Annotated in this window: 18 protein-coding genes; 9 read left to right on the top strand and 9 right to left on the bottom strand. The window is 36.6% G+C overall.

Going from position 1 to position 24,672, the window contains the following annotated elements; genetic code table 11:
* Positions 1-230: 230 nt before the first annotated feature.
* Entirely contained in the window at positions 231-461 is a 231-nt protein-coding gene (locus ACFO3O_RS08020; RefSeq protein ID WP_379978074.1) for an NYN domain-containing protein, read from the top strand.
* A gap of 12 nt (positions 462-473) precedes the next feature.
* Here ACFO3O_RS08020 and azu read toward each other — a convergent pair whose 3' ends face one another.
* Both azu and ACFO3O_RS08010 read right to left on the bottom strand, forming a co-directional pair.
* The gene (gene azu, locus ACFO3O_RS08015; RefSeq protein WP_379978073.1) at positions 474-980 is read right to left on the bottom strand and encodes an azurin; all 507 of its coding nucleotides are present in this window, start codon (positions 978-980) and stop codon (positions 474-476) included.
* 52 nt (positions 981-1,032) lie between these two features.
* The gene (locus tag ACFO3O_RS08010) at positions 1,033-2,025 is read right to left on the bottom strand and encodes a YheT family hydrolase (protein WP_379978072.1); all 993 of its coding nucleotides are present in this window, start codon (positions 2,023-2,025) and stop codon (positions 1,033-1,035) included.
* A gap of 252 nt (positions 2,026-2,277) precedes the next feature.
* On the opposite strand from ACFO3O_RS08010, the gene ACFO3O_RS08005 reads away from it, so the two are divergent.
* Positions 2,278-2,757, top strand: a complete 480-nt coding sequence (locus ACFO3O_RS08005; RefSeq protein WP_379978071.1) for an acyl-CoA thioesterase — start codon at positions 2,278-2,280, stop codon at positions 2,755-2,757.
* Between the two features lie 53 nt (positions 2,758-2,810).
* Here ACFO3O_RS08005 and ACFO3O_RS08000 read toward each other — a convergent pair whose 3' ends face one another.
* From ACFO3O_RS08000 to ACFO3O_RS07985, 4 genes are all read right to left on the bottom strand, one after another.
* The gene (locus ACFO3O_RS08000) at positions 2,811-3,179 is read right to left on the bottom strand and encodes a SnoaL-like domain-containing protein (protein ID WP_379978070.1); all 369 of its coding nucleotides are present in this window, start codon (positions 3,177-3,179) and stop codon (positions 2,811-2,813) included.
* Between the two features lie 113 nt (positions 3,180-3,292).
* Positions 3,293-4,429, bottom strand: coding sequence for a hypothetical protein (locus ACFO3O_RS07995; RefSeq protein ID WP_379978069.1), 1,137 nt, complete (start codon positions 4,427-4,429; stop codon positions 3,293-3,295).
* The gene (locus ACFO3O_RS07990; RefSeq protein WP_379978068.1) at positions 4,426-5,319 is read right to left on the bottom strand and encodes a DMT family transporter; all 894 of its coding nucleotides are present in this window, start codon (positions 5,317-5,319) and stop codon (positions 4,426-4,428) included. Before ACFO3O_RS07990 ends, ACFO3O_RS07995 begins: the two co-directional genes overlap by 4 nt.
* 1 nt (position 5,320) lies before the next feature.
* The gene (locus ACFO3O_RS07985; protein WP_379978067.1) at positions 5,321-5,671 is read right to left on the bottom strand and encodes an arsenate reductase family protein; all 351 of its coding nucleotides are present in this window, start codon (positions 5,669-5,671) and stop codon (positions 5,321-5,323) included.
* Positions 5,672-5,754: 83 nt separating this feature from the next.
* Here ACFO3O_RS07985 and ACFO3O_RS07980 point away from each other — a divergent pair, with 83 nt between their 5' ends.
* The gene (locus tag ACFO3O_RS07980; RefSeq protein WP_379978066.1) at positions 5,755-6,213 is read left to right on the top strand and encodes a DinB family protein; all 459 of its coding nucleotides are present in this window, start codon (positions 5,755-5,757) and stop codon (positions 6,211-6,213) included.
* Between the two features lie 219 nt (positions 6,214-6,432).
* Here ACFO3O_RS07980 and ACFO3O_RS07975 read toward each other — a convergent pair whose 3' ends face one another.
* A complete protein-coding gene (locus tag ACFO3O_RS07975; RefSeq protein ID WP_379978065.1) occupies positions 6,433-10,131 on the bottom strand; it encodes a T9SS type A sorting domain-containing protein in 3,699 nt (1,232 codons plus the stop codon).
* Between the two features lie 491 nt (positions 10,132-10,622).
* Here ACFO3O_RS07975 and ACFO3O_RS07970 point away from each other — a divergent pair, with 491 nt between their 5' ends.
* Positions 10,623-11,762: a cystathionine gamma-synthase gene (locus ACFO3O_RS07970; RefSeq protein WP_379978064.1), complete on the top strand. Its 1,140-nt coding sequence runs from the start codon at positions 10,623-10,625 to the stop codon at positions 11,760-11,762.
* A 280-nt stretch (positions 11,763-12,042) separates the two neighbouring features.
* Positions 12,043-14,310, top strand: a complete 2,268-nt coding sequence (locus tag ACFO3O_RS07965) for an inorganic phosphate transporter (protein WP_379978063.1) — start codon at positions 12,043-12,045, stop codon at positions 14,308-14,310.
* A gap of 16 nt (positions 14,311-14,326) precedes the next feature.
* Here the strand turns inward: ACFO3O_RS07965 and ACFO3O_RS07960 are convergent, their stop codons facing one another.
* Both ACFO3O_RS07960 and ACFO3O_RS07955 read right to left on the bottom strand, forming a co-directional pair.
* Positions 14,327-16,108: a Na/Pi cotransporter family protein gene (locus tag ACFO3O_RS07960; protein WP_379978062.1), complete on the bottom strand. Its 1,782-nt coding sequence runs from the start codon at positions 16,106-16,108 to the stop codon at positions 14,327-14,329.
* A gap of 477 nt (positions 16,109-16,585) precedes the next feature.
* Positions 16,586-17,407 carry a THC0290_0291 family protein gene (locus ACFO3O_RS07955; protein ID WP_379978061.1) on the bottom strand — a complete coding sequence of 274 codons (822 nt, stop codon included), beginning with the start codon at positions 17,405-17,407 and terminating at the stop codon, positions 16,586-16,588.
* Positions 17,408-17,624: 217 nt separating this feature from the next.
* Between ACFO3O_RS07955 and gdhA the strand changes: the two genes are divergently transcribed.
* The 4 genes from gdhA to ACFO3O_RS07935 all read left to right on the top strand — a co-directional run bounded on the left by gdhA (position 17,625) and on the right by ACFO3O_RS07935 (position 24,662).
* Positions 17,625-18,968, top strand: a complete 1,344-nt coding sequence (gdhA, locus tag ACFO3O_RS07950; protein WP_379978060.1) for an NADP-specific glutamate dehydrogenase — start codon at positions 17,625-17,627, stop codon at positions 18,966-18,968.
* Positions 18,969-19,248: 280 nt separating this feature from the next.
* A complete protein-coding gene (gene porZ / locus ACFO3O_RS07945; RefSeq protein WP_379978059.1) occupies positions 19,249-21,522 on the top strand; it encodes a type IX secretion system anionic LPS delivery protein PorZ in 2,274 nt (757 codons plus the stop codon).
* Positions 21,522-22,241, top strand: a complete 720-nt coding sequence (recO, locus tag ACFO3O_RS07940) for a DNA repair protein RecO (RefSeq protein WP_379978058.1) — start codon at positions 21,522-21,524, stop codon at positions 22,239-22,241. The genes porZ and recO overlap by 1 nt, the downstream gene beginning before the upstream one ends.
* Positions 22,242-24,662, top strand: a complete 2,421-nt coding sequence (locus ACFO3O_RS07935) for a TonB-dependent receptor plug domain-containing protein (RefSeq protein WP_379978057.1) — start codon at positions 22,242-22,244, stop codon at positions 24,660-24,662.
* Positions 24,663-24,672 lie beyond the last annotated feature (10 nt).

Here is a 24,672-nt window from a genome sequence, read left to right as displayed (position 1 = left end):
CAGGATAAACTTTATAAAATGGTATGTACATTTTTCTAATGAAAAACGATGAGTTTTCTTTAGCCATAAGACTAACCAATAGAGATAAAAAAAAGAGCAACCCGAAAGTCACTCTCTATTGTATAAGATTGATTCTATTGCTCATAAGTTGGTCTCCACCAGAGCTTATTTCCTCTTCGAACCAATGCCGACAAAATAAACAATCTAAACGAAAAAACCACCAACTATATTTGACCACATTACCTATTAAAATGACAGTTGATATATTATCACATTTATATAATGACAATTTTGACACCTTATATCTGGTTGCTGGTGATGGAGACTACCTACCTCTTATAAAAGAGGTGATTAGAAGAGGTAAGCTAGTCTATTTAGCATTTTTTTCTAGAGGTCTAAATAAAGAATTATTAAATCACGTAGATAAATATATTTGTTTAGATGAAGTTTACTTTGATTAACTCAAAATCAAACTACTCCACAATAAATTTTCCTTTCATCAAGCCAGAATGTCCTGGGAAACTACAAATAAAATCATAGGTTCCTGCAGCTGGCGCGGTAAATGTCACTGTGGTTGATTGGCCTCCGCCTATCATTTTGGTATGTGCAATCACGTCTTTTCCACCATCTGGAATCCAATCTTTTGCTTGTCCAGCCGATGCTGCTGCTGCAGAGAACGCAGGAATCGCAGTGCCAGGCTTTAGCAACACAAAATTATGCCCCATTACCTTGATATCGATCTTTCCAATATGTCTTAGCGTAAGCGTTACTTCTTGACCTGCTTTTACTGTAAACTCATTCTTATCAAACTGCATCAAGTCATTGCCTGAAAGTGCTAAATTCACCTTAGAATCATCCTTCTTTTTTTCAGTCTTTGCACCTCCTATTTTTACACTTTCCTTTTTTTCTTCTTTGGTTTCACCTCCACAACTTACCAATAGGCCAAGAGCAAGTACCATTAAAATTCGTGATATTTTCATTTTTTCAATCTTTTAAACTAATAGAACTTCGAAGATACTAAACTTCCTTATTTTACTCCACAGTTTCCTCAAAAAAGTCTAGACACCGCAACTCACTGTAATAAAAATCACCTGGTTTATAAAACCCAACGTGTCCACCGTTTTTAGGGATTTCTAAGAAGAGACTTTTTGACTGTGCAGCATATATATCTGGATAACAATGTCCGTGTAAAAAAGAATCATTTCTTGCATTTAAAATGAGTGTAGGAAGCGTAATTTCTGGAAGGAATTCATAACTACTAGCTTTCTCATAGTAGTCTAATGCGTTTTTAAACCCATGAGCAGGAGCGGTATACACGTCATCAAAATCTTTAAGTGTTTTGATCGTACGATAAATCTCTGGTGTCATTATTTCTGGGAACTTCTGCATTTTCTTGCGGTACTTACTTTTTAAATCTAAAAGAAAAGAAGTACGATAGACCCAATTCTCGCTATAATTTAATTGCTCTAGCGACGCTTTTAAATCTACAGGAACTCCTACCGTTGCTATGGCCTTTACTTGAGAAGGAATTTCTTTTTTTTCACCTGCGTATTTCAGTAAGGCATTTCCACCTAAGCTTACGCCGTATAAAAAAATGTTTGTATACCTGTCTCGCGCTGCGATATTTTGTATCACAAAACGCATATCATCCGTCTCTCCACTGTGGTAGGATCGATATAACCGATTATCACTTCCGCTACATCCTCTAAAATTGACTGCCGCCACATCATACCCATGTTGCGTCAGTAATTTTGCCATTGCCAGCATATAGGTGCGCTGTGCATTTCCTTCTAGACCATGAAAAAGGAGGGCTACGTTTTGAGTTTGTTTTCGCGAACCTCCGTCACCATCAGGCAAAAGCGAATATGACCAATCGATATCCAAAAAATCTCCATCGGGTAGCTCTATGCGCTCTCGATCCTGATGTACGCCTCTTACCTGCCTAATTTTTGCAGAATAAATAGTGGAAAAATGCGTGTTTTTAAAAAGTCCGCTGGCACGAAATTTAGATGTGATTAATGGCATTTATGGAGTCTAATCGATTTCTCAGTGAGGGTTAAAAATACGCATTTGACACTCAGGAATCAAAAGGATTCATCACTCAAATAGTTTTAAGGCGCTCAAAGACCAAATCATAAATTATTATAGCATTTCCTGTTTGTCTTCCCTAGGTTCTATGTATTTTTATAGCTTTATTATACGCTTTCGCGAAAGCGAACTTGTGCGATTCACGATCGCAGGGAGAGCGCAGCGTTAAAGCATACAAAACAGTCATACATGTACTTTAAAGAATTTGATATCCGGTGGAGTGATATAGATGCCAATAGACATCTGGCTAATAGTGCTTATGTAAATTTTATGAGTCACACCCGAATGGGATTTCTGATAGAAAATGGACTAAGTCAGAAAGAAATGGTTATTCACAATATTGGCCCTGTTATTTTTCATGAGCAATTATTCTTTTTTAAGGAAGCTTTTCAAGGAAAGCCTATTCGTGTGAGTTTTGAATTAGGTGGGAATAGCCCTGATGGGATGTTTTTTAAGTTTGTACATAATTTTTACGATCATAAAGGGCGTAATATCGCAAGAGGGACGATGCAAGGCGGCTGGATAGATCTCACAACCCGCAAATTATGTGGTCTTCCTGAATCGCTATTACCCATGTTTGAGAATGCACCAAAAACACCTGACTATAAAATACTTACCAAAGAAGACATGAGAGCACATGGACAAACACCTGTGCATTTAGATCAATAAGATACTACGTAACTATACTATAGCATATTTTAATATTTGAGGCTGTGTATACCCTATCCTGCTGGCATATCATAAAAGAATTGTTCTTTTACGATCTTACCATCTTTTACTTCATATACGGCTATTTCGGAAGATTGTGAGCGGTGTCCGCTTGGACGATGTGTTGTATCCATATCAAAACGCACAGAAAACCAATTATCTGCTACAATAGGCTCGCTTACAGTACTACTATGCACTTCAAATGTTTCTTCCCACCAAGCTCCTTTTTGAGCGACGGCTTCCATGCCTTGTACCTGTTCCATTTGAGCTCCTTTTGGCTCGATACTAACGATATTTGGGCTATACAGGTTTTGATAACAACTACCATAATCTCCTTTATTACACCAACTGACTAATTTTTCTGCGATTTCTTTCGTTTCCATTTGATTCAATTTTAAGTACATCAAGTACAACCACTTACTTTGTTTAAAAGTAAACATCTAAATACACTTTTCAAAGCGATTATGTCAAACAAAGTATATTTTTTGATGGGTTTTTAGGATTTAAAAGGCGTGTGCTGTTTATACGTTTTCATCTTAATTTGTCTAACAAGTGGCTTAAATAAAAGGTTGGCAACTGTTCTTCTGTGTTTTACGTAACAGGTAAGATCTTCTGCCTGAGCACCCAGTGTACTTTTAATTTCTGAGGAGGTTCTTCCAAAATTAACTTCATCTACCTTCATTTCAATCCCCAAGCGGACGTAGTCATTTAAAATTCTAGGGTAGATAGACAGCTCTTTATTACGGGTATAATCAATTCCTATAAAATGGGCGTCTAGTTGGTTGTTAACTTTAAACGCAGTGGCAAACCCTACCATTTGGTTCTCCATCCAGTAGGTGGTTATGAGTACGCTTTCGCGAAAGCGTATTTTCAATAATCGATACGTCTCTATCTCCAGATCTATGGTTTTAAATAATGCTCGATCTGTGATATTGCTGTAAAGTTGTTGTAGATCATTACGATAGGTATCAATATCTTCTGCTTCAAAAGAACGAATCTTCAAGACGGCGCTTTTTTTATCTGCTTTATTGATTTTTACACGATACTTTGATTTTAAGGATGCTTTATAGGCATCAAAATCTGTCCATGCTTCACGTAATTGAAGACGCATATTAGGCTCCACCGCAAACGACTGAAATTGGTGTTTTTCTATTTCAGAAACCACAGGAAGGTCTTGATCTACAAAGTCCTTAAAAAAGAAGACAGAGGCTTTCTTTTGGGTCGGGACCGTTTTTATCTCTTGCGCTATTTTATTATAAATAGGCTCTTGGGGTATCCCTTCTTTTATGATCACGCCGTAATTTCCGCTTAGAAACACATTTCCACAAACCATTGTATGTATTTTGCGAGCGCTTATATAACATTGTAAAGAACGGGCTATACGCTCTGAAAAGGGAAGGTGTTCCTGAGCATTATCTATTGCAACGCTCATACATTGCAAAATGGCTAAACTTACGATAATTTTATTTTGAGAAAGCACCAAATAGCAGTATTCTATCTTAGCGTTTGCGAACTCAAATGCTTCAAGAAAATCACGTGTAAAATAGAGTGTATTTTCACAAGATAAGTCCGTAAAGACATCCTCTGGAACTTCTTGTACAGAAGGGTAATATGTTACTTCTATAGTACTCAATAACCAGATGCTTTACGTTTTGTTGTTAAATAAACCCCTAAGAAGATCAAGGCTGCCGCAAAAATACGTATTCCCGTAAGGGTATCTGCACCCAATATAATAGCCACTAATGTCGCTATGAGAGGCTGTAGATAAATAAATGCGCCTATGGTGGAGGGCTTGAGCGTGCGCAACGCAAAAACATTAAACAAATAAGTAAGATACGTCGTTCCGACTACCACAAAAGTCATCACTCCAATGACTGATAATGGAAGGGTTGTCCATTTCACTTCAAGAAATTGTGGCAACGCTACGGGCATGTTTGTAAAAACTGCTATTAAGAAAAACCACTTCATTAATGTAATTGAAGAATATTTTACTGTAAGCGGTTTTACAAGAATTAAATACACCGAATAGGCTGTAGCATTTACAATAAAAAGCATGTTTCCTAAAGGGATATTAGGGGCGTTTTCTTGTGTTTTTGAACCAAAAAGAATTAACACCAATGCGCCTATTAACCCAATACCAATTCCAAAGCCTTTGAGCCACGTAATTTTTTCTTTTAAAAAAATAGCAGATAAGACAAGTAAAATAACAGGAGACAATGTAATAACCACACTACTGTTTATGGGGGTAGATAATTGTAGTCCTTTAAAGAACATGAGCATATTAAGGGTCATTCCAAAAAATGCACAAAGCACAAAACGTATCCAATCTTTACGATCTATCTTTTCTGTAGGAAAGAATAGGCTTGTGATCCAAAACAAGACGGCTGCTCCGAGCACCCGCAACATAATGAAACCATAAGCTTCAATGTAAGTAGGCATTACATCTTTTGCAAGTGTATGGTTGACCCCATAAATAAAACTGGCGCCAAACGCTGCTAAGAAGGCTAAGTGACGCTTATTCATATTAGTTAAAAGCTTCTACGGCCTGTGCTACTACTTTTTTGCTATTTCCAACAAAGATTTGGTTGTCTACCAGCATCACGGGTCTTTTTAGAAACGTGTAGTGCTCTAAGATGAGGTTTTTATAATCCTCCTCAGAAAGTGTCTGTTCGTTCAAATTACGCTGGCGGTATAGTTGTGCTCTTTTACTAAAAAGTGTTTCATAGCTTCCCGTAAGGGCGTACATAGCCTCCAATTGATCTTTTGTAATAGTCTCTGTTTTTATGTCTTGTAATTGGACATCACTACTTGGGTTAATTTCTTGGATAATGCGTTGGCAGGTATTACACGTGGAGAGATGGTATATTTTTTTCAAAGCGACAAAAGTTTATAAGGTTTACATAGCAAAATTCGGTCATTTATTACGAAATAAGCTACTTTTAATAAAAAATTCACGCCATGCTTTACGACTTTGATATTTGTAAAAAAAACCGAAAATTATTGTATAACCTCATGGAGAGACTCACTCCTGAGCAACTCACAACTATTCCTAAAGGATATAATAACAATGTTCTATGGAATGTTGGACACACTATAGCGACACAACAATTATTGGTATATGGGTTGTCTGGAGAAGACATTCAAGTTCCAAAACATATTATTGACCATTATAAAAAAGGAACCAAGCCTGAAAAGCCTGCTACGGTAGAAGAAATAAATGAAATCAAATCCTTATTATTCTCTACAATAACTAGACTCGAACAAGATTATGAAAGGGGTATTTTTACTAAGTTTAAAACCTATACGTTAAGCACTAGTGGAGGTACTCTTCATAAGGTAGAAGATGCGATTGCTTTTAATAATTTTCATGAAGGATTACACCTTGGTTATGCGATGGCATTAATCAGAGCTATTTAAAGACAATAGATTACAGATTTAGTTACACAAGACTAAGACGTGAGATATAAGACTTAATTGTTAGTCATTTAGAGACCAACAGTAATACATAGGGTTTCTTTATGGCTGTCAAAGATACTTAAGGTTTACCTGTGTCATCTATATATCCATTTTAATGCATTAAAAAACCCATCACTGTTTCCAGTGATGGGTTTCTTTTTATACTAAGAATGATGTGTATTACATCTTAAGAACTCTGTATACTCCTACTTTACCATTTGTAGTCACTTGCATTAGGTATGCTCCTTTTGCCATTGAACTTACATTTAATTGGTAGTTAGATACTCCATCTACTTTTTGTTGTAGTACTTTCTGACCTAATAGGTTAAAGATAGTAACATCTTCGATAGCAGTTCTTGCATCTAAAGTAATTACATCTTGTGCTGGATTAGGGTAGAAACTAAATCCTTCTAACGTATTATCATCGGTAGATAAAGCTTCTTCACATGTAACTGCCATTGAGTAGTTACCTGAGCCTGATCCAAATCCTTCTACCATAATTGTATACGTATTTCCTACAGTTGCTGTAAAGGTAACTTCAGATTGTAATCCACAAGTATCATCGTTAAAAGCAATTTCACTTATTAAACCACAGCCATCATCAAATACACGAACAAAAGAATCATAATCTGTTGCACCATCACAAAATGATAAAGTTACATTCTGTGCTGTATCTGGTGTTGTATAGGTGTAGAATACATCAGGAGCAGCGTTTGATCCTGAATCATTCGCATTTGTTGTTGCTCCTGTTACGGTATCACCACAGAAAACTTCGATCGCATTTTCACAATCATCATTTGCTGGTGGTAAGAAGTATAAGAAATCAACTGAATTATAAATACTGAAATCATCTACAGTACAACCAGCTTGAACATAAAGTGTATAGAAGTTACCATCTACAAATGGCCCAGTAGCTGTATCAAATGTATCTATCAGTGTGTTTCCAGCAGCAATTGCTCCTGCATCTCCTTGAGGAACTCCTACATCTTGAATCTCCCAGTTGTATCCTAATGCATTCATTGACATAGCCCAAGAAATATCAGCAGATCCTGGTGCAAAGTTACCTGCAGCTAAATTAAATGGCGCAAAACACGTAGGGCAATCTCCTGTTACGGTTCCTGTCTCAACATTTGTTGTAGCATCTCCAGTAGCAACCTCGACAAAGTTGGCATCTAATATTCTGTAAGAAATCTCACCTGGGAATCCTCCACCATCTACAAGTACTGTGGTGATGTCATCACCTGGAAGAATTTCAAACTGTAAGCTCCCTTGAGAACCATCATTATTTGGATCGTCATCTAGAGAAACATCATTTAAAGCAAGAACACCGTTTCTAAGAACGTCAATTAACGCACCATTCCATCCATCACCAAATGAATCATTCATTTCTAGGGTATAAGAACAATCTCCTGGAGGTGCCATTGTTGTAAATGGTTCAGGTCCCGCCACATTACTTACGTCGTCTACAGCACAATTTGCTGTTACATAATATTCATATTCTGTTCCTGGGTCTAATCCAGTAAGCGTAAAAGAAGTTGTGGCAATTCCAGTCTCCATAGTTCCTGTCCCTAGATCAAATCCTATTGGACCCCACTCTACAGTAAAATCTGGAGCCGTAGGATCGTTATTGTCGGTCCAACTTAAATCTGCAGAAACGTCAGTAACATTATCTACCATTAAATCAGACGGTGCAAAACATGAAGGACAATCTGCGATAAGCGTATTTGTCTCAATATTCATATCTACGTTTCCTGCTCCTACTTCATTTCCTTCTGCGTCTAGTATTCTGTAAGAAACTTCTCCTGGGAATCCTCCTCCATCAACAAATACAGTTGTTACATCTGCTGTACTGTTTACTGGGAATGAAAGGAATCCTTGTACTCCGTTATTATTAGGATCATCATCTAGGGAAACATCATCTAAGACAACAGTGCCATCTACAAGAACATCCATAATCGCTCCATTCCATCCGTCACCGAAAGAATCATTCATTTCAAGGGTATAATCACATACTTCACAAGGTCCGCCTTCATCAACAAGTTCAACAGCTATTGGGTTTGATAAATCAAAACATCCCATTAAATCTCCTGCACTTTCACCTACAGTAGCTCCTGTTAATCCATCGTCAAAACTAAGATGCCATAATAAGAAGTTTCCAACACCTAGTCCAGTTAAGTCAAAAGGTGGAGGCGCTGGTAAGTCTAATATAATGCCCGCAGTATCTGTAATTACCCATTGCGAATTCATACCTGTTACCATACCACTAAGAGTAGCGTCTACAGCATCTGCTCCACCATCTATACAAAAAGCAGCTTCAGTTGCTCCATTTGGTAAAGCAATTTCACCACCATCTACAGCACAATCACTATACGCAGCAATTTGGAAAGGTCCGAAGCCTCCGCCTCCCCATTCCCATACGCGAATGTAAAGAGTTGCTCCTCCTTCTTGGTCAATTAAATCTACTAAAGAAAATAAGCCATTTCCGTCGTCATCGTCACATTCAATTTCAACTAAAGCACCTATTTCTCCACTATATATAGACATTCCTGTATCAGTGATACCACCTGCTGTATCAACTTCAATTGATACTTGTCCAGTACTTGGTACTGCAACAGTAAACCAAACATCTGCTCCACCATAGTTTCCACAAGAAGGATCATCTATAGCAGTATCTGTAGCACTTACATTAGAAGCTGTTACAGGAAAATCAGTAAAAACAGAACCAACCGTTAATGCAATAGCTCCTTCAGGATCATCATTTACAGGTGGAGGTGTATCATATGCTGACATCTGGAAAGTTCCCAGAGATCCTCCATTCCACTCCCATACACGTGCATAAAGCACTTCTCCAGGAGTACGTCCTTCTACTTCTGCTAAAGAAAATAAGCCTATTCCTCCATCATCATTACAAACTACTTCAACAAGTGCTCCAGGCGTTCCTTCATAAATACTGATAGCCGTATCTGTAATAGAACCATCATCTTCTTGAGATTCTACACTTACAGAACCACTGTCTGGCACTGTAAACGTGTACCATAAATCTGCTTCTGTAAAGTTTCCACAAGAAGGATCATCTATCATAGTTGCCGTTGCTTCTGTATTATCTGCAATAACAGGATTATCTTCAAAAACAACACCTACAGTTAAATTTGCTGCAGTTTCTGGATCATCATTAAGTGGTGGTGGTGCACAGCTACCATATAAAAACTGAGCGATAAGCTCTACATTAGCTTGAGTAAGATCTTCTATTTCTAGGCTTACGATAGTTTCTGCTGCTAAAATACCTACAAATACAGGCCCTGTCGTACTAACATCTACTGTTACCGTATCTATTAACCCACCTTCTCCGATTACTCTAATATCAACACTAGATCCACCTACAAGAGAGTATAAATCAAATCCTGTACTAGTTACTGGATCAACCCCAGTAAAGGTAACAATCGTAAAATCAGCAAATGTATTAGACCCTACTGCCGGATCTACAGTACCAAAACCATCATTTGGGTCTAAATATACCGTTATGTTACCAGGTGTGCTTGCAGTAATTTCAAATCCTTCTTGTAATTCACCCGCAGGATAGCAAGTATCACCTGCTGAACTTAAGATTTCACCACATCCTATAAGTGCTCCTGGACCACCTGCAAAATCTTCTAATGTTAATAATGCTCCATCTGAACAGTTGGCTAAATAGTCAACTCTGTCATCAAAAACAGTAACGTTTGCCCCTCTAGCTTGAATGGAAGCAACATGTCCTTCTGGTTTTTCTACAGTTCTTACCCCATTATGTAAACCAGCGTCTACATACTCCTGAAGAGTCAGAGGGTTTTGCCCAAATGCCGCGACAGCAAAAAGACATAGTAATAATGTAATTTTTTTCATGTTTGGTTTGTTTTTAAAAGTGAATTCGTATTAAAATGCCGAGTAAAAAGATATATACTTTGAATCTTTTTTAAGAAAAATTCAAGATATTTTCGACAAGTGACACTTATTGATCGGCATATAACATAATATTTTGCGAAAAAGTTACAATATTAACATTGGATCAAGCGTTAAGTCAATTTTTGACCTATTTATCTATTTACATTGTATACATGCTACTGTAATAGTATAATTATACGGCTTTACTTTTTGTAAACTTCTATAAAATTCATTATTTGAAAAACTGCTTCCCTGTTCTAGAAATGATAAATTTCTTATTCGCTTTCGCGAAAGCAAATAACGTATATACCTCATAATAAAAGATCTATAATACATACAACAAACTTTAATAATTGCTTTGCTCAAAGACTTGTTTAATTGTATTTTTAAAGAGAAAGAAAATTGTGCGTTTGCATAAAGACCTCACATTATAAATATCTTATACATTATCTATGAAATTTAATACCAAAACAATACATGGAGGTCAAGAAAATGACAAAGCCTATAATGCTGTAATGCCTCCCATATATCAAACATCTACCTATGCACAATCTACACCCGGAGGCCACAAAGGATATGCGTACAGTAGAACACACAACCCTACTAGACATGCACTAGAAAATGCATTTGCAAGTATTGAAAATGGACATTACGGACTTGCCTTTGGTTCTGGACTTGCCGCCATCGATGCTGTTATAAAATTACTCAAGGCAGGTGATGAAGTCATTTCTACTAATGACTTATACGGTGGAACGTATCGTCTATTTACAAAAATATTTGAAGACTTTGGGATCACCTTTCACTTTATTGGTATGGAAAACGCACGCAATATCGAAGCGTACGTAACCGAAAAAACAAAACTTATTTGGGTAGAGACTCCCACAAACCCAATGATGAATATTATAGATATTAAAGCGGTGGCAGCCGTCGCAAAAAAACATAATCTTCTTCTTGCTGTAGATAATACGTTTGCAACACCGTATTTGCAACAACCTTTAGACTTGGGTGCAGATATTGTCATGCACAGTGCCACAAAATATATAGGTGGACATAGTGATCTTGTGATGGGGGCACTTGTTGTTAAAGATCAAGAACTCTCTAAGAGACTTTATTTTATTCAAAATGCTAGTGGTGCTATATGTGGCCCTCAAGATAGTTTTCTTGCATTAAGGGGTATAAAAACATTGCACGTACGGATGCAACGACACTGTGAAAACGGAAAAGCAATTGCTTATTTCTTAAAAACACATCCTAAAGTCGACAAGGTATATTGGCCAGGTTTTGAAGATCATCCTAATCACCAAATAGCAAAAGAACAAATGAGAGATTTTGGAGGTATGGTTTCATTTACAACCAAAGAAGATTCTTATGAAGAAATCGTAAAGGTTGTAGAGAAATTAAAGATTTTTACGTTGGCTGAAAGTCTTGGAGGTGTAGAATCTCTTGCAGGCCATCCTGCATCTATGACCCATGCATCCATTCCTAAAAAGGAACGCGAAAAAATAGGTGTTAAAGATTCTTTAATTCGTTTAAGTATAGGTATTGAAGATATAGATGATTTAATCGAAGATATAAAACAGGCATTAGGTTAAAGCGAATTCGATTTAATCTTCTTCTATTTTTATATACTACTCATATCGATATTAGCTTTCGTTATATAAAAAGAATATACTCATTGGTCCAGATATGTGCTTAGTTATGAAGCTGTCAAAACTTCTGTATCTTATACCCCCTATTGATCATTGATTTTTGGTCACCAATAGTTTTATGTGTAGCCATTTCAAATAAACGCTCATCTATAATATGACATTAATCATATACCATGTAAATTGATTTTTTCATATTTATAGTTTGTACCAACTCATTTTAATTATGGATAACATTTACTTTTTAATGATAATTGCGCTTGCCGTTTTGGCTATCGCCGATCTAGTTGTTGGAGTTAGTAATGATGCTGTTAATTTTTTGAATTCTGCTATAGGTTCCAAAGCGATTTCGTTCAAATCTATGATGATTGTAGCAAGTCTAGGAATTGCTATCGGCGCCGTTTTTTCAAGTGGACTTATGGAAGTTGCCAGAAAAGGAATTTTTGTCCCTGGCGAATTTTATTTTGACGAAATCATGATCATTTTTATGGCGGTAATGATTACAGATATCCTGTTGTTAGATTTTTTCAACACGCTTGGAATGCCAACATCTACGACAGTTTCTATTGTTTTTGAATTATTGGGTGCCGCTGTAGTAATATCCTTTATAAAAATTGGAGCAGATAATGGTTCTTTTTCAGATGTTTACAACTACATTAATACCGAAAAGGCAATAGAAATTATCTTGGGTATTCTGCTTTCCGTAGTTGTTGCATTTTCCGTAGGGGTACTCGTACAATATGTTTCACGAGCTTTGCTTTCTTTTAATTTTGAAAGAAAATCAAAATGGTTTGGAGCCATTTTCGGAGGTATCGCTTTGGCGGCCATAACCTATTTTATTTTTATAAAAGGCTTAAAAGGGACTGACTACTACACAGAGATTAAGCCTTTAATAGAAGGTAGAACTGCCCTAATTATTACTATAAGCTTTGTTATTTGGACCTTGCTATCCTATATCTTCGTTAAATTTCTAAAAAAGAATATTTATAAACTTATTATTGCTGTGGGTACATTTGCTCTAGCATTGGCATTTGCTGGTAATGACTTGGTGAATTTTATTGGGGTCCCAATCGCCGCTTGGCAATCCTACGAGGCATGGTTGGCCTCGGGTATACCTGCAAGCGAATTTCCTATGGATGTTTTAGCTAGCAAAGTACCTACCCCAACATTACTTCTATTATTCGCAGGTTTTATCATGGTTTTGACACTCTGGTTTTCAAGTAAAGCAAAAAGAGTCGTTAAGACTTCGATTGACCTTTCAAGCCAATCAGAGACCCATGAACGTTTTGAACCTAACTTTTTATCACGAAATTTAGTGCGTCTTGCTATTCTTGCATCTAAATATACGGCAACTGTTATTCCCAAGTCAATTCAAGGGAAAATAGAAAAGCAATTTGAAAAACCTGTTATTGAATTACAGCAAGGTAAGACACACGAGCTACCTGCGTTTGACATGGTGCGTGCTGCAGTAAACCTAATGGTTGCCAGTGTTTTGATTTCTATTGCCACTTCAATGAAACTTCCTTTGTCAACTACGTACGTTACATTTATGGTGGCCATGGGTACTTCACTTGCAGATAGGGCTTGGGGTAGCGAAAGTGCTGTTTATCGGGTTGCTGGGGTGTTAAATGTAATTGGAGGCTGGTTTTTTACGGCTATTAGTGCCTTTATTGCAGCAGGCACAGTTGCATACTTAATATATCTTGGAGGAGGAACAATGATTGCAATATTGTTGCTTTTGGCAGTTTTTCTTTTAGCGCGTAATTATATTAGCCATAACAAAAGATCTAAAGCTGTTAAAGCTGAAGACAGCCTGAATAAGGCAGAAAGTAATTCTATTCACGGCGTTATAGAAGAAAGTGCAGATAATATCTCTAAAGCACTTAAAAGGGTAAGTAAAATAAGCCAAGTCACTATAAATGGTTTAATAAATCAAGATTTGGATGCCTTGAAAAAGGCCAAACTTACCGTTATCAAACTTGAATCTGAAATTGAGGAATTACAAAATGATATCTTTTACTTTATCAAAGATCTCGATGATTCGTATTTGGGAGCGAGTAAATTTTATATCGATGTGATTGGTAGTATACAAGATGTGGCACAATCTGCAAGTTTAATTGCAAAAGTAAGTCATAAACACGTGAACAATAACCATAAAGCTCTAAAGAAAAAACAAGCTGAAGAGTTGCTGGACATCAATGAAAAATTAGTTCACCTTTTCGGAGAAATAAGAGCAATATTCGATTCACGAAACTTCCAAGAAATAGTGCCCGACATCATTGAAGAAAAACAATTATTACTTGATAGTGTTCAACAGTCCATACAAAAACAAGTAGAACGTACACGAACGGAAGAATCAAGTCCTAAAAACACAACGCTTTATTTTAGTATTTTACTAGAAACCAAAGATTTGATTTTGGCTAATATGAATATTTTGAATTTATACTACGCCGAACATAATCGTTCCAAAGAGATGCTCAAATCAGATGAATAATAGGCTGTAAAGGATATCAAACGGCGACCTCATCTTGGGTTTTTTGCTCTTTTCCATTCTCTATCAATGAATCCTTTTCTACGTATAAGAATTCGGCGACTTCTATCAGGTGTTTGATGATATCATTTACATTGTCATTGTCATTTACTAAGGAAGAGGCCATGTCTACCGTAATCAAGTTTTCTCGTATAAGCTTGTCAATTGATTTACTGCTTTGATTCCTTGCCTCTTTGGCTTCATTTTTAAGTTTAAGAAGTTTGGCATAATATTGCTCTCTTCCTGTTTCCTCTTGTGTTCTAAATAAATAAATTACACGAAGTACTTTGACTAATTTCTTGCGAAATTTATTATACTCCTTAACCATATGTTTGTTCTCAGAAAATAGGTATTGGGAGACATTTCTATTTAACTCTCTTACATCGCGAATAATTTCCACCATTAATCGATTTGCAATCTTTATTTGGGATATTCTGTCATTTTGACTTTTTGTGACTTGTAAGGTGCTTTGTCCTGTAGTTGCATACCGTATGATTTCTCCATAAATAGATTTCACTTTTCTGTAATACATATCCCGAACATCTGCCTTAAAATCTTCTTTGGATTGTTTGACAATTTTTTTAGCTCGTAAATCAGATTTTATATCTTCTCTATGAATGTTCAATCCATGGGTAACAATTTCAAAAATAGCGTTTTCGTACAAGTATTTAGATTCATTAACCAACGACACTATCAAGGTCTCTGGGTATTTCATTACTGCCTTACTCAAATACTTTGGCTCATCAATTTCTTTCTCAGGTTCTATTCGGGCAGGAACAAATCTTTCTACAATACCTGCAATAGGTTTAATAAACCATACCAAAAGAAAAGTATTTGTAATATTAAAAGTGGTATGAAATAGGGATAACGCAACAGGGATGGCTGCGGCACTGAGGTAGGGTGATTCAGAGCCTGTCAGCGATACTAACCATTCAATAAATTTTAAGAAAGGGTAAAACAACACCAAAACCCAAATAACGCCTAAGATATTAAAAATTAAATGAGCCCTTGCAGTTCGCTTTGCGTGATAGTTAGCCACAATAGCAGCTAAATTTGCAGTAATAGTAGTACCAATATTTTCTCCTAAAACCATCGCAGCAGCCAGAGGAAAAGGAATCCAACCCTGAGCCGTCATAATTAACGTAAGCGCCATAGTTGCACTTGAAGACTGAATAATTATAGTCAATAAGGTTCCTATAAACAAAAACAACAAAACAGACCAAAAGCCTAAATCGGTATACCTCGTTAAAAACTCAAGAATCTCAGGATTTTGTTTAATATCGGGCACTGCATCTTTTAAAAACTGTAATCCAATGAATAAAATGGCAAATCCAATGATAAACCCTCCCCAATTCTTCATATTTTCTTTCTTAGAAAAAGTGAAGGCAAAACCCAATCCAACCAAGGGCAATGCAATAGAACTCATACTAACCTTAAACCCAAGAAGGGTAATTAGCCAAGCGGTAATGGTGGTTCCAATATTTGCACCCATGATAACGCTTATTGATTCGGTTAGTGTCAATAGGGATGCATTTGAAAAACTAACCACCATTAGGGTGGTAGCAGAGGAAGACTGAATAATCGATGTGATAAAAAACCCGGTGGATATCCCCAAAAATCTATTGGAAGTCATTGTCGCCAATATCTTTCTCATCTTATCTCCTGCTAGTCTCATAAGCGCATCGCTCATCACCTTCATTCCGAATAAGAAAAGGCCTAATGACCCAAAAAGTTGTAGAATATCGTAAAATCCGTAATTCAAATCTGTCTTTATTTAATGTTACGTTAACGTAAATATAAAGTAAATTAATTGTAATTATTAGACCGTTTTCACAAAATAACGTGAGTTTGATTTGATCTTCTTTTATTGTTTATACATTATTATTGTTGCTATTAGGTTTAGCAGAATAGGATAGGTATGTTATTAATTCAGATATGGATTTGTCATAAATTTGTCAAAACCTCTGTGTATTCTATGCTCTATTTGATATTGATTTTTGAAGATATTTTTGATGCTTTCTGTGGAACATAGGTTTTTTATTTCCAAAAAAGCTTCGAAGCACTAAGCCTTACCTTACACTAAAGACAGAAGGAGTTTGACCCATTTTTCAAACTCATTCCTTAGTAACTGTATAAAAACTGCGTTTTACTCGCAAAAGAAAATGGCCTCCAAATTCAATTTGAAAGCCATCTATATGTTTTTGTGGTATGCTTTCGCGAAAGCGTACCCTCTGCTATTTTATTCTAAATAATAGATATATCCAAAATTTAACCAGAATATCCAGTCATTGGCTCGGTTTACAGGTCTAGGGTCAGGATTTAATCCATCTACCCAGTTTGAAGTATAATAATGCCATCTTGCATCTAGCACCAAATCACTAAGTGGAGATAGCTTGTATCGCGCACCTGCGCTCCAGGTAATCGCCCAAGTAGAACCAGGGCTATCATCAATACCTCCGTTTTTACCTTCTCCTGGCAAAAACCCTGAAAAAATAGTAGGAGCAAGTTCACCTGTAAAAGGATTTATAAATTGCCCGTCAATAGGACCCAAATCTGAAGTAGCTTCTGGATTATAAGAGACAAAATGAACTCCAAGACTTACATAAGGTGCGACTCTATATGCGCCTGCCGTAAAATCTCTAATACTCATAGGAAAGTATTCTAATTGAGTTCCTATTTCAAAAACTTGTGCTTTTCCTTTATGACTTCTGAGTTGTAAGCCTCCTAAGTCATTATCTTCAGATTCTTCTCCAAAATGGTCAAGATTTGTGACGTGATAGTCTATTTCGTTACGTACTTTGAAGTGATCATTAAAGTAAGTATCCTTAGAATAGCAGTTACAATCTGCTCTATAAGCAAAGTTTAAGTAGTGTACAATTCCAATTCCAAAGCCCACGTTTCCGCTGTTGGTATCAAAGTTGTTTCGCAATCCAAAATCAGATTGAAATGCCACGGGACCAGTGATAACGCCGACTTCATGGGAAAAGCCTAGTTGCGCTTTCAGCTCCTGTTGAGCAAAGCAAATTGATAAAATTGCCAAGAGTAGGTATCTGGCTTTCATGAATTATAGGTAATTTGAGACTTTAACAAATATATAAAATCTAGACTAACAGCGAAATTTTAAAGCTATAGCTTTAAAATTTCATCGTTTTTTTTAATCAAATCACATTATTATTATGAATTTCAAAAAAAAACCGACGGAATTTTCAGGATACATTATATTTGTACCCTATTAGAAACGCATTTTTAATATATAAATTATCTAATACTAAAAAGATATGTCAGACAGCATTAAAAACTTTGTCGATTACGTTGCTAAAAGCAATCCAAATGAAACCGAATTCATGCAAGCCGTTCAAGAAGTTGCAGAAACGGTGATTCCATTTATTGAAAAAAATCCAAAATATCAAGGTCAAAAGCTTTTGGAACGTATGGTAGAGCCAGAGCGTACTATCATCTTCAGAGTAGCTTGGACAGATGACAATGGAGACACTCAAGTAAATCGTGGTTACAGGGTAGAATTTAACAGTGCAATAGGTCCATACAAAGGTGGCTTACGTTTCCACCCTTCTGTTAATTTAAGTATTCTTAAATTTTTAGGATTTGAGCAAGTCTTTAAAAATAGCCTTACAACACTCCCTATGGGTGGTGGAAAAGGAGGGTCAGACTTTGATCCAAAAGGAAAGTCTGATGCAGAGGTAATGCGTTTTTGTCAAAGCTTTATGACAGAGTTAGCTCGTCATATAGGCCCTAACACAGACGTGCCAGCTGGAGATATTGGTGTAGGAGGTCGTGAGATAGGATACTTATTTGGGCAATATAAGCGTATTCGTAATGAGTTTACGGGTGTGCTTACTGGAAAAGGTCTTTCATACGGAGGATCATTAATCCGCCCTGAAGCTACAGGATATGGAGATGTATACTTTGCAGAAAGCATGCTTAAAACAAGAGATGAGTCTTTTGAAGGAAAAACAGTTGTTATTTCTGGATCTGGAAATGTAGCACAATATGCTGCTGAAAAAGCAACACAACTTGGAGGAAAAGTGGTAACACTTTCTGATTCTGGAGGTTTCATACATGATAAAGACGGGATTGATGCTGAAAAGCTTGCGCACGTTATGGAAATCAAAAATGTACGTCGTGGAAGAATCAAGGAATATCTTGACAAATACCCGTCTGCCGAATACCACGAAGGTGAAAAGCCTTGGGGTATTACCTGTGATGTTGCACTTCCGTGTGCTACTCAAAATGAACTAGATCAAGAAGCTGCAAAAACATTGGTTGAAAACGGATGTATTTGTGTAGCCGAAGGAGCCAACATGCCTTCTACTCCAGAAGCTATTGAAGTTTTTCACAAAGCGAAAATCCTTTTTTCACCAGGGAAAGCGTCTAACGCAGGTGGAGTTTCTACCTCAGGATTAGAAATGTCCCAGAACAGTTTACGATACAACTGGACCGCAGAAGAAGTAGACGAAAAATTACGCGGAATCATGTTAGATATTCATGAAGCGTGTGTAAAATACGGTACAGAAGAAGATGGATACGTTGATTATGTAAAAGGAGCTAACGTTGCTGGTTTTGTAAAAGTAGCAGATGCTATGATGGCACAAGGTGTTGTCTAATTTCTTATAAATATATATATCATTAAATAGGCGACAGATGTCGCCTATTTTTTTTGAATTTTTTTCGCTTAAAGCGAAAAGACAGAATGCCTAAACATCTTATTCCAGTTATTTATTGAATCTACTGGAAAAGGAAATATTGTTTTTTTTCTTTTTTATTCTGAAATAGAAAGTAAAGAAGGACGTTTTATTACAGTAAATTTAATTGGTAAATAGTATTATTAAAAGACTGAGGCAATAATTGTATTTTTGAACGGTTTAAAAGAAGAATAAAACACACGTGAGACAACTTTATATCCTTTTATTACTATTGTTGTGCCTACCACTCTACGGACAGGACTTTTCTGATGAGTGGACAGGTCATTTTTCTTTTGCTACTGTAGGGGATATTAATCAAGGAAACGGGCGAATCTATGCCGCTTCAGAAAATGCGGTGTTTATCTTTTCGACCATTAATGGGAGTACCATCACAAGATCAACCATAAATGGTCTTTCCGGGAATCGTATTTCTTCTATCTATTATAGTGAAGCATTTGACACCCTACTCATTGGGTATGAAAATGGGATCATAGATATCATTGTAGGAAATAGTGAAAATGTAATTACCGTGGTTGATATATTTAATCGAGTCTCTATTCCTCCAGACACCAAACGAATCAATCACTTTTCAGAGTTTAATGGATTCGTATATATTTCTACTGGATTTGGTATCTCTTTATACGACCTAGGACAATTAGAGTTTGATGATTCTTATTTTATTGGAGACAATGGTTCTCAATTAAATATCACGCAAACCACCATCCTCGATGAATTTATTTATGCTTCAAGTAGCGATGGAGGCGTAAGAAGAGCTATTGTCAATAATTCAAATATTATAGATTTTAATAATTGGTCTACCATTACGACAGGATCTTATCAAGGAATTACCGCTCTTGATGATGCCTTATATCTAGCAAATGGAACACAATTATTACAATCTACTACAGGAACCAATTTTACGCCTTTTCAGCAACTTTCAGAAACCATTGAAGACCTTGAATCCAATGGTGAAGTCTTAAGTGTTACCACAGAAAATACAGTAACTATATATAATACAGGAGGTGTTGTGACCAATTCATTTTCAAATATTCCTGATTTTGATTCAGCCTATAGTGCATCTGTTGTTTTAAATGGCTCTCTATTTATTTCGACCTTGGGTTCTGGTGTGATAAGTGTCCCGCTAAATGGAGCTGAAGCTTCTCAAATACTACCCAACGGTCCTTTGCGCAACGATCCTTTTAATATTAATGCCGTTGCCAATGAATTATGGGTTACCTATGGAGAATATAGCATCACATATGCACCTAGAAATAGAAGAAGAGGCATAAGCCATCTCACCACAGAAAGTATATGGAATAATATTTCAGCAGATAGTATTTTTGGAGCTAGAGATCTTTCTTTTATCTCTATAAATCCTCAAAACACCAATCAACTCTATATTAGTTCTTTTGGGTCTGGACTCTTAGAAGTAAATGACGAAGTACCCACTATTTTGTACGACGAAAATAATAGTTCTTTACGAGGGATAGGTGCCAATAATAACAGTGTTCGTGTAAACGGAAGCGCTTTTGACAGGCAAGGAAATTTATGGATATCAAATGCTAGAGTCCCTAATATCCTTAATCGGCTTTCCCCTGGGGGGCAATTTAATGCTATCTCCTTCGAAAACGATCTTCCTGACGTAATTGATGCCTTAGGAATAGATGATGTTGTGATTGCAGGAGATGGTAGAATATATTTAGGAACTAGTAATGCTGGCGTAGCAGGATATGATCCAAATACGGGAAACTTTGCCCGTATTTTTGGAGAAGAAGAAGGTGCAAATCTTCCAGATGACGATATAAGAGCACTCACCCTAGATCGCAACGGATCCTTATGGATAGGGACTCGAAGAGGCCTACGTGTTTTATTTTCACCCTCCTCTATATTTACAGAATCTAGTGTAACTACAAATGCTATTATTATACTCCAAGATGGCCTAGCCCAAGAGTTACTTAATGACCAATCTGTTACAGAAATTGTAGTAGATGGCGCAAACAACAAATGGATATCTACTATAGATTCTGGTGTTTTTCTTTTTTCTCCAAGTGGTCAAGAAACCCTATTTCATTTTACAGAAGACAACTCGCCTTTACCCTCCAATAACGTTCAAGATATCGCACTCGATCCAGAAACAGGTACCGTATACTTTGCCACTACCGAAGGGCTAGTCTCTTTTAATGGTACTAATACAGGACCCGCAGAAAATTTGGAAGAAGTCATTGTATATCCTAATCCTGTGAGGCCTACCTTTAATGGAGAAGTAACCATACAAGGACTTACAGCACGTACCAATGTGAAAATTACAGATATAACTGGAAATCTTGTGTACGAAGAAAATACCGTGGGCGGAAGCATTACTTGGGATACGAGAGCTTTTGGAAGGCACAGAGTTGCTTCTGGTGTATACCTCATCCTCATTACAGGTCCAGATGCACTAGAAACTCAAATCGCCAAACTGATGATTATACGATAATGCTTATTAAAACGCAGGCAATAGTCATCTCTGCTCTTAAGTATAGCGAAGCAGATCTTATCGTAAAATGTTTTACAAAAAGCAGCGGTCTTAAGTCATATCTACTGCGAAATATCTTAAAATCTAAAAAAGGAAAGCTCAGAACAGCCATGTTTCAACCGCTTACTTTACTAGAGATAGAAGCAAACCATAAAGACAAGGGCACACTAGAAACTATACGAGAGGCAAAAGTAGATTATCAGTACAGAAACCTTCATACAGATATTGCCAAAACAGCAGTAGTCTTCTTTATTTCTGACGTATTGCGCAATACGATTATAGAAGAAGAAGAAAACGCACTATTATTTGATTACTTGACTGCTTCTACAATTTGGTTAGACACTCATGATAACATTGCAAATTTTCATCTATTATTTTTAGTAAAACTTACAGAATACCTTGGTTTTTATCCCGATCAGACCCATATTGATTATGAATATTTTAATCTTATAGAGGGCACTTTTGAAGCTTCAGAAATAAATATGTATTGCCAAAATGGTATGCAAATTAACATTCTAAAAAGGCTATTGGGCATAAAATTTGATGCATTACCTGAAATCAAACTAAACCAAAGACAACGTAGTGATTTCCTCACTATGTTACTACAGTATTATGAGCTACATTTGCACGGTTTTAAAAAACCTCGCTCACTTGCTGTGCTTAATTCAATTTTTACCTAAATGCGTCATACATTTATTCTACTTTTATTGATAACATTTACATCGCAAGCACAACAAATTACCGTTCTTGATATAGATACAAGAGAGCCTATTCCAAGTGTCACGCTGTACAATGAAGACAAAAGTATAAGTACGATTACAGATTTTGACGGTAAGGCAGATATATCCGCTTTCGCGAAAGCAGAAAAAATTATCTTCTCAGAAGTAGCACATCAAAAAGCCAGCTATACCAAAGCACAAATTATAGCCTATGACAATAAAGTTTTTTTAAAACAATTAGAAAATAGTCTTGGTGAAATCATTTTATCTGTATCAAAATTTGGACAAAAGAAAAGCGATATTTCTCAAAAAATAGTAGGCCTTTCAAAAGAAGATATTGAATTGTACAACCCACAAACCGCTGCAGATTTACTACAAACAAGTGGACAAGTATTTGTGCAAAAAAGCCAACTAGGTGGCGGAAGCCCTTCTATACGAGGATATTCTACCAATAGACTCCTGATTACCCTAGACGGAATACGTTTTAATACTGCCATTTTTCGAGGCGGAAATGTACAAAACATTATTTCAATAGATCCTTTTGCTCTAGAAAAAACAGAAGTGATCCTTGGGCCAGGATCGGTGATATATGGTAGTGATGCCGTAGGAGGTGTTTTAAATTTTTACACTAAAAAACCGCAACTTTTAAAAACAGACTCTGTAGGGCTTTTGGTATCTGGAAATGCACTCGCACGCTACAGTACAGCAAATAGTGAAAAAACAGGACATTTTGATGTTACTATAGGATCAAAAAAATGGGCATTTCTTACCAGTGCAAGTTTTTCAGACTACGGAGATCAACGTCAAGGAAAACATGGCCCAGATGCGTTTTTACGTAATGAATTTGTCCGCCGCATCGATGGCCAAGATGTAGTGGTACAAAATGATGATCCTTTGCAACAAGTAAGCACTGGGTATACTAGCTATAATTTCTTACAAAAAGTAAGGTATACACCCAATAATACATGGGATTTTAATTTTAATGTATCCTATGCAATTACTTCAGATTATGATCGATATGATCGCCTCACACAAAGAGATGAAGATGGGAACTTACGATCTGCAGAATGGTTTTATGGCCCTCAAAAATGGTTTTTAACAAGCTTGCAGATTAACAAAGAAGGTTCAGGTCGTTGGTATGATCGCGTCCAAGCAACCGTTGCTTTTCAAAATTCTGAAGAAAGTAGAAATGATAGGCGTTTTGGAAGAACTAGCCTCCGGAGTCGTACAGAACGAGTCAATGCGTATTCGGCAGCATTAGATTTTACCAAAAAACTTAAAAATCGCAAAACCAAACTTAACTATGGTCTTGAATATGTCTATAACTACGTAAATTCTAACGGCTCTACCACCGATATAGAAACAGGAGCATTTGAACGTACCGATACCCGCTATCCTGATGGCTCTTCATGGCAATCATTGGCTGTATATGTAACGGGGCAATTTAATCTTGCTCCTAAACTAAAGCTGAATACAGGCTTACGCTATAACGAGTTATTTATTTTTACGGATTTTAGAGGTAATAATCTCTTTTTCAACTTCCCTTTTGAAGAATCCCGATTAGATTTTGGAAATTTTACAGGGAGTGCGGGGCTTAACTATGAAGTTTCTAAAACAGTCTTACTTAAAACAAATCTCTCTACTGCTTTTAGAGCCCCCAATATAGATGACCTCGGAAAAGTATTTGATAGTGGCGATGGGGACTTGGTTATTCCAAATCCTAATTTAAAAGCCGAATATGCCTATAATGCAGAGATAGGAGCGGTTTTAAACTTCAATAATATCGTTACGTTTGATGCCAATGTATATTATTCAAAACTAGAAAATGCGTTGGTACGTAGAGATTTTACACTTAATGGATCTTCAACCATCGAGTTTGATGGAGAAACCGTCAATATAGAAGCTGTCCAAAATGCTGGATCTGCACGAGTATGGGGTTTTGAAGCGGGAATTGATATTACATTACCGCACAACTTTAACCTCACTTCTCAATTTAATATTACCCGAGGAGAACAAAAGGAAGAAGACGGATCTTTACTTCCTGTACGTCACGTAGCTCCTACGTTTGGAAATACACATCTTATTTGGAAAAAAGACAGATGGATCCTCAATGCCTTTGTGAACTATAATGGCGCTTTAAACTTTGAAGATTTATCACCTGAAGTTAGTGACAGTCCTGAGCTTTTTGCAGTAGACGCCAATGGAAATCCATTTTCTCCAAAATGGTATACACTCAATCTATCTAGTCAATTCAAGCTAGATGAGCATTGGAATCTTACAGCAAACTTAGATAATATTACAGACCAACGCTATAGAACATACGCCTCTGGAATTTCGGCAGCAGGTCGTAATTTGATTCTAGCGGCCAAGTATTCTTTTTAGACGATAAAAC

The organism is Dokdonia ponticola (assembly GCF_042653865.1).
Taxonomy (GTDB): Bacteria; Bacteroidota; Bacteroidia; order Flavobacteriales; family Flavobacteriaceae; genus Dokdonia; species Dokdonia ponticola.
Note: the sequence above shows the minus strand (reverse complement) of the source record. Positions and strands in the feature narration are given on the sequence as shown.